This window comes from Streptococcus sp. k-378, assembly GCF_013277505.1.
GTDB lineage: Bacteria > Bacillota > Bacilli > Lactobacillales > Streptococcaceae > Streptococcus > Streptococcus pseudopneumoniae.
Genome location: NZ_VMNC01000054.1, coordinates 1 through 7,347, shown reverse-complemented (window position 1 = coordinate 7,347; position 7,347 = coordinate 1). Strand labels below are relative to the sequence as shown.

The window sequence follows — 7,347 nt, the reverse complement described above, 5'->3', positions numbered from 1 at the left end:
TTGAAGAGATTTTCGAAGAGTATCACTATCATAACAGTTATTTTCAGATCTTCTTTGTAAATTTTCTATCTTTTTTCAAAATATTCTTGCATTTTCCCAAAGTTTTTTGTAGAATATAGATTACATATCCAGATTATTCTGAAAATTCAAAAAGGAGTATCTATCATGTCGCAAGCTATTTCGTTAAATCAATCAACCTGGACAAGTAAACTAAAAGCAATGGGACCTGGAATCCTAATGGCAACTGCCGCTGTTGGCGGTTCTCACATTGTATCCTCAACTCAAGCCGGCGGTTCTTACGGTTGGTCTCTACTTCTCTTGGTCATCTTAGCCAATGTCTTTAAATATCCATTTTTCCGTTTTGGTGCTGAATACACAGCTGATACTGGAAAGACTTTGGTTGAAGGTTATGCCGAAAAAGGAAAACTCTATCTCTGGATTTTCTTCATTCTCAATGTCTTTTCGGCTATGGTCAACACAGCTGGTGTTGCCATTCTGTGCTCAGCTATCATCGCCAGTGCCTTCCCAATGATCGGTCTTAGCATCACTCAGTGGTCCCTCATTCTCGTTGCAATCATTTGGGCTATGCTACTCTTTGGAGGCTACAAACTTTTAGACGGCATGGTCAAATGGATTATGTCTGCCTTAACCATTGCGACTGTTCTTGCAGTTATCATTGCGGCGGTCAAGCATCCAGAATACAGTTCTGATTTTGTCGAGAAGACACCTTGGCAAATGGCAGCTCTGCCCTTCATCGTCTCCCTCCTAGGATGGATGCCGGCTCCTATTGAAATTTCAGCTATCAATTCACTTTGGTCAGCTGAAAAGAGAAAGACCGTCAACTTTAACACAGAAGACGCTCTATTTGACTTTAACGTTGGTTACATTGGAACAGCTATCCTAGCTGTGTTCTTTGTAGCACTGGGAGCATTGATTCAATATCCTACAGGGCAGGCGGTTGAAGCTGCTTCAGCCAAATACATCTCTCAATTCGTGGGCATGTATGCCTCTGTCCTTGGCGAATGGTCCCGTTACTTGATTACCTTTATTGCCTTCCTCTGTATCTTTGGAACAGTTATCACCGTTATTGATGGTTACTCTCGTGTCAATCAGGAATCTCTCCGACTGCTAATCAGTCAAAAAGAAGACAATCGTAAATCTTTGAACATCTGGATGACCATCACTGCTATCATCGGTATCGTCATTATCAAGTTCTTCGCTGGTCAGGTATCAACCATGCTCCGCTTTGCTATGATTGGTTCTTTCCTGACAACACCATTCTTCGCTCTTTTGAATTACGCCTTGGTAACGCGTGAAAACAAAAATCTTCCTTCTTGGCTCAAACACCTTGCCATTGCAGGATTGATTTTCCTCTTTGGCTTTGCCATCTTCTTTATCTACGCACTCGCAATCGGAAAAGCAGGTTAACTGACAAGCGCGAGATGAAGATAATACTCTTCGCAAATCAAATTCAAACCACGTCAACGTCGCCTTGCCGTACTCAAGTACAGCCTGCGGCTAGTTTCCTAGTTTGCTCTTTGATTTTCATTGAGTATAAGGTTTCATTTCAAGAGAAAATGCAGCAAATATTTCTATGATAAAAAGCATAAGAACAAGGTTTTAAAGACCTGAACTTATGCTTTTTTACGTTCTCAAAGACTGTTTATACTCAAAAAAACAGTTGAAAAATCTCAAGCGCCTCTTATATTGACTTTAATTCTCCTTTTCCAACTCATACAAATCTGCGATAATAGCTGCGACACGTTTGATATCTTCCAGCATGCCTCGCATTTCAAAGTCAGCCAAGACAGGGAATCCAAAGCGTTGACTGTATTGCTTAGCTGTCAGGCAGTATTGGTTATTAAAGTTACGATTTCCTGAACCAACTACGCCAAAACACTTACTAGCATTGTCACCATAGGCGATAAAATCTCCAACGGGTGTCGTCAAGATCTCGACATCTCCGTTATCAACGCCATTCCCACCTTCGAGGTAGGTCGGCAAAAAAGCGACATAGGGATGGTCCATTTCATAGAAATCGTGACCTTCCTTTACCAAATCCTTGATATGAATCTTTTGAACCTCAATTCCCTCGTACTGGGACAAGAGATAATCTTTCAAGCGCGTCACAAAACTTTCAGTGTTGCCACTCAAACTAATATAAACTAAAGAAATTGTCTTCATATGTACCTCCATGATTTTATTTTTAATCGAAAAAGAACTACCAAGATTGTATCTTGATAGTTCTTTTTTGTCAATACTTAGGCAAGATTTTCTGCTTCCTCTTCTTCTGCCAAGGCTTTCTGTTGTCGCCACATCTTATAGAAGACAAGAGCTAGGAAGAGAACATTGATGACGATATAGAAAATGCTAACAGCTTTTGAACCAATACTCATTGTCAAACGCATGCTCTCATCTTGAACCAACTGCACAGCGTCCTGTAAACCAACATAGCCATAAATCGAACCGATAATGGCTAGCAAAACATAGCCAACGTAAGTATAGTTTGCATATTGCAAATTCTTACGAATAAGGAAGACAATCGCTACTACAACTAAAATAGCAGATAGCACAATCAAGGCCATATTAAAAATAGAATGATACGCTTCTGCTACTCCATAGTTGTAATTAAGCTGGTCTTCTAATTGCTGAGCACTGACCCCTGCAACTTGTTTCTGAGCAGCACGAAGGGCTTCTTTACTAGGCAAGGGACTCACAATCCCAAACAGAGACGGAACTGAAATAAGGGCAGACAAGATTAACAAGACCCATAGATAAATCGGTTTCTTTTTCATGATAGAACCTCCTAATAATATTATTCATATTATAGCACATTTTGTAAAGGAATACAAATCTTATAGTATCGTTTCTACCTGTTTTCGGTAGGCTTTTGGCGATTTTCCGCACAATTTTCGGAAAACTTTATAGAAATATCCAAGGTTACTGTAACCAACAGCATAACAAATATCTTCGATACTGTCACTAGTTGAAAGTAAGAGCTGCTGGGCAGCCTTAATACGTTGTTTGTTTAGTAGCTCTGCAAAGGTCGAATCGGTTTCTCGCTTAATCAACTGTCCTAGATAGACAGGATTGATAAAGAGAGCCTTACTGATATCCTTGAGGGACAGCTCCTTTTGGTAATCCCGACCAATGACTTCCAGCACACTGACCACATTTTCATTCATACGGTATTGACCGAAAAAGCTAATCAGAGTTCCCTTGATATAAGAAACCAATTCATCGAAGGATTGAATAGCATGAATCGTTTTGACAATGTCCGTCATATCATCAGCTTTTAGATGTTCAAACAAGTGAAAGACATCCATGACAAACTGGATAAAAAGCTGTTTGGTAATCGGAACACGCGGTGTATTTTCAAGAACCACCTTCTCCAAAAGGTTCAATTCTTCCACGATTTGATTGAGATTCCCCTGAATGATAACCCTATAAATCGGTTCGTAATAGGCAAAGAGACTCTGAGACTGTTTTAGATTTACAGAACCGTAAAAGAGGGCTTTCTCAGCATTCAGCTTCCAGCGTTCAAAGTGTTCTTGATAAGGAGCTTCAAAGGGAGTAACGACTAAACCATCTAGGGGTTGATCAGAAATAAAAATCTGCCAATCTTGTCCTAACACATAATATGGAATAGTGAAAGAACCTTGTTTTTCCTTTGAAAGACCAATCCACCAGTTCTCCTTACTCCCTAAATAACTGACAAATCCAGCCTCGTCTAAATCTTGACTGAGGGTCTGACTTTTCTTTCCTCTCTCGCCGAGCTGACCTGCAATCTTCTCCAGCAGATTTCCCAACTCTACCTTATCAACAGGCTTGACCAGATAGTCCACCACACTAAGGTTCATTGCTCTTTTTACATAATCAAACTCCTGATAACCTGAGAGCAGGATATAGGCAGCATCTGGTAAGATTTCTTTCATCTCCCGAATCATATCAAGCCCTGTTTTGTCGGGCATATTGACATCTGAAATGATGACATCGACGGGATTTTCCTGCACATATTCTAGGGCTTCATCGGCATGACTGGCTGTTGCGACGACCTCCATATCCCACTTATCAAAGGGAATCAAACGTTTCAGACCTTCTGTCACCATGTACTCATCATCTACTAATAATACTTTATACATTTTCTCCCTTTCTACTCATCTTGAATTGTAATACGATACTGAACACCTGCTTGCTCTGCAGAATCTATAGTAATAGCATAGCGGTCCCCAAAATAGAGCACAAAACGCTCATGGACATTGACAATCCCGATAGATTGCTTTTGATCACTGTAACTGGCTTGGTGTTCAAAATGTCTCTGACTTAATTTTTCTCGAATACTTGTCAGTTTTTCAACCGACATTCCACGGCCATTATCGACCACCAAAATTTCTACAAAACCATCCTGTTTAAGCGCCTTGATGCTAATCACATTATCTGTCCGTCTGTGGTCAACACCATGCGCGAAATAATTTTCTACCAGCGGTTGCAAGGTAAACTTGGGAATCTTCATATTCTCTAACTCTGGATCTATCTTGAAACCATAGGCAATGGACTTGGGATAGCGAACCATGCAGAGATAGCTGTATTTACGGCAAAATTCCAATTCCTGTTTGAGGAGTGTTTCTCTTTCGTCAGAAATATTGTTACGCAAGAGACTACTGAACTCATAAATGATATCTGCCAACTCATCTTGACTTTGCATGACTGCGTACATACGTAAAAATTCCAGCGTATTATACATAAAATGAGGATTGATTTGCGCCTGCAGGGCTCGCATATTAGCATCTTTTTGACTAAGCTCTAGCTGATAAATATCATGGATATTCTTTTCCAAACGATCTAACATATCATTGGTCGTCTCCGCGATTAGGAGTAATTCCTGATCCTTTTCAAGCGTATCGATGCGAAGACCTTCTTGTCCTTGGGCAATAGCTTGGATGGAATCCACCAAATCCACTACCTGCTTTTGATAATTAGCAAAGGTCTGCCTCAAAGTCAGATAAAGAATGACAATAAAGAGAAGGCTCAAGCTCACAATCAAAGCAGAGCTAGTCACTGTTCCTTGTAAAACAAAGTTTTTTGGAACTGCCACCTGAACCTGATATCCGTGAGAAGTTAAGCCAACTAGCCAACTTTCACTCTCCTTATCAACCGTCTCACCAATATGAAAAATCTCCGTATCAAAAGGTGAGGTCACTGTTACTGCCATCGGAGTATGACCTCTAGTATTATCAATGGCATGGTATAAAACAGCAGGGTCCAAGGAGATGTAAATCACTCCTAAATCTTGATCTGACACTGGATCTGACACCGGAATGGCAAAACTATTTCCTGCTGGTTTGAAATCCTCAGCCCTGATTTTTTCTCCACTACGTTTGTCTTTAGTAGAAACATAGACTTCCTTGTAATCTTGAAAAGCAATGGCCACTCCAGTTACAAAATCATTTCGAACATAGAGGTCATCAACATTTTCATGCAGAGAGACTGATACATAAGGCGAAGCTTTCCGCTCTAATTGCCAGTAAAAATAGTCTGGCATGCTAAGGCTAAAGTATTTATAGATTCCCTCAATACGAGCTTGATTTTCAACTAAAGCCTGAGCTATCTGGGTTGACTCTCTATGGTAATATTCAATTTCACTCACTGTCCTAGCAGTTACACGCTGGGCTACTCTCTGGGCTTCCTTTTCACGTGAATCCCAGTCAGCGTAAGAGAGTAAGATTGCAAAACTCGCAATAATAATGATCATCACTGAACTGTAGGTTCGCAGAAGCGTATGTAGCCAAAACTGCTTCATCCTACTTTGTCGCCAATTTTTCATGGATACTTTCATAGACCGGTTCCAACATATCACTGATAAAGAAATGCCACATCCCAATTCCTACAAAAAATAGCAGGGCAGGCATATAGTAACCAATTGCTACAAGTAACACTGTCCCAAGGAGAACCTTGGCCACAGCTGCTAGATTCATAAAGATGCCAATCAAGGATAGTTTGAGACTATTTCGATAAGACAAGTCAAAATAAACTTGTAATTTCAAAGATACTGTATAAGCCAAAAACAGCAGGGCAACTACTAGAACATTCAAAAAGGTCGCAATCAAATGAATAATAGTCTGATGAGGCAATTGTACCAAGAGATACAAGCCATAGACCAAAACTAAATCCACTCCTAAAAAGCTATAGAAAATCAGGTTGCTTGAGACGAAATTTTGCTTATAAAGAGACCACGCCTCCTTCAAGCTATATTCCCGAAAACTATAACCATGTTCTGCATATAGGCTCATCAAGGTAGCACTAGCTGGCGCTAGACCAAGGATAATCCCTCCTGCCAATGTTAATAGCCAAAAGAAGGCTGTCGCAATCATCCCTAAAAAGAAACGATTAAAGACAAAGTCTAAAAATCTCCCCATGATATCCTCCTAAAAATAACTCTGAAACTATTATAGCATATTTCAAGCGTTTTCAAACACATAGACTATCCATTTACAATCCCACCAAACCGTGGTACAATGAGAATTGTGAAAAAATGATCAGGAGATGATTCATGAAAAAATCTATCTTAACTACACTGCTTTTTGCAGTTCTTTACTTCCTCTGCATGGGGATTGGTGTCCTTTTGGGCAATCTCTTTGACCAAACTGGAAACATGTTTTATGCGCCTGCTTTTACTGCCCTTGTCGGCGGTAGCGTCTATATGATCCTAGTCGCAAAAGTTCCGCGCTTTGGAGCCATTACCACTATCGGTCTTGTTATTGCTCTCTTTTTCTTGGGAACTAAACACGGTGCCGGTGCCTTCCTTCCTGGAATTATCTGTGGTCTGCTAGCAGATGCAGTAGCTAACCTCGGAAAATACAAGGACCAAACTAAGAATTTCCTTTCTTTCATACTCTTTGCCTTTAGTACAGCAGGACCAATCTTGCTTATGTGGATTGCGCCCAAAGCCTATATGGCAACCCTTCTAGCAAGAGGAAAATCCCAAGAATATATCGACCGTATCATGGTCGCTCCAACCCCTGGAACTGTCCTTCTATTTATCGCAAGTGTTGTCATCGGAGCCCTAGTGGGTGCCTTGATTGGACAAGCCGTGAGTAAAAAATTTGCCCAGAAAATCTGATCAGTTAAAAAGAGCCACACGGCTCTTTTTTATTTATGGCTCAAGACTTAGTCAAGAAATCTCCCAAGAATTGATACTCTTCGAAAATCTCTTCAAACCACGTCAACGTCGCCTTGCCGTAGGTATATGTAACTGACTTCGTCAGTCTTATCTCCAACCTCAAAACAGTGTTTTGAGCAACCTGCGGCTAGTTTCCTACTTTGCTCTTTGATTTTCATTGAGTATAA

At 40.5% G+C, this 7,347-nt stretch carries 7 protein-coding genes; 2 read left to right on the top strand and 5 right to left on the bottom strand.

Annotated elements, in window-relative coordinates; genetic code table 11:
• Positions 1-165 precede the first annotated feature (165 nt).
• Entirely contained in the window at positions 166-1,428 is a 1,263-nt protein-coding gene (locus HT719_RS06515) for an NRAMP family divalent metal transporter (RefSeq protein WP_172928613.1), read from the top strand.
• A 285-nt stretch (positions 1,429-1,713) separates the two neighbouring features.
• Here the strand turns inward: HT719_RS06515 and nrdI are convergent, their stop codons facing one another.
• From nrdI to HT719_RS06490, 5 genes are all read right to left on the bottom strand, one after another.
• Positions 1,714-2,184, bottom strand: coding sequence for a class Ib ribonucleoside-diphosphate reductase assembly flavoprotein NrdI (gene nrdI, locus HT719_RS06510; RefSeq protein ID WP_049539619.1), 471 nt, complete (start codon positions 2,182-2,184; stop codon positions 1,714-1,716).
• 77 nt (positions 2,185-2,261) lie between these two features.
• Positions 2,262-2,795, bottom strand: a complete 534-nt coding sequence (locus HT719_RS06505; RefSeq protein ID WP_172928611.1) for an ABC transporter permease — start codon at positions 2,793-2,795, stop codon at positions 2,262-2,264.
• 60 nt (positions 2,796-2,855) lie between these two features.
• Positions 2,856-4,142, bottom strand: a complete 1,287-nt coding sequence (locus HT719_RS06500) for a response regulator transcription factor (RefSeq protein WP_172928609.1) — start codon at positions 4,140-4,142, stop codon at positions 2,856-2,858.
• An 11-nt stretch (positions 4,143-4,153) separates the two neighbouring features.
• Positions 4,154-5,824, bottom strand: coding sequence for a sensor histidine kinase (locus tag HT719_RS06495; protein ID WP_345790032.1), 1,671 nt, complete (start codon positions 5,822-5,824; stop codon positions 4,154-4,156).
• Positions 5,802-6,416, bottom strand: a complete 615-nt coding sequence (locus tag HT719_RS06490; RefSeq protein WP_141230343.1) for a YesL family protein — start codon at positions 6,414-6,416, stop codon at positions 5,802-5,804. Before HT719_RS06490 ends, HT719_RS06495 begins: the two co-directional genes overlap by 23 nt.
• 134 nt (positions 6,417-6,550) lie before the next feature.
• Between HT719_RS06490 and HT719_RS06485 the strand changes: the two genes are divergently transcribed.
• Positions 6,551-7,120: an MptD family putative ECF transporter S component gene (locus tag HT719_RS06485; protein ID WP_172928607.1), complete on the top strand. Its 570-nt coding sequence runs from the start codon at positions 6,551-6,553 to the stop codon at positions 7,118-7,120.
• Positions 7,121-7,347 lie beyond the last annotated feature (227 nt).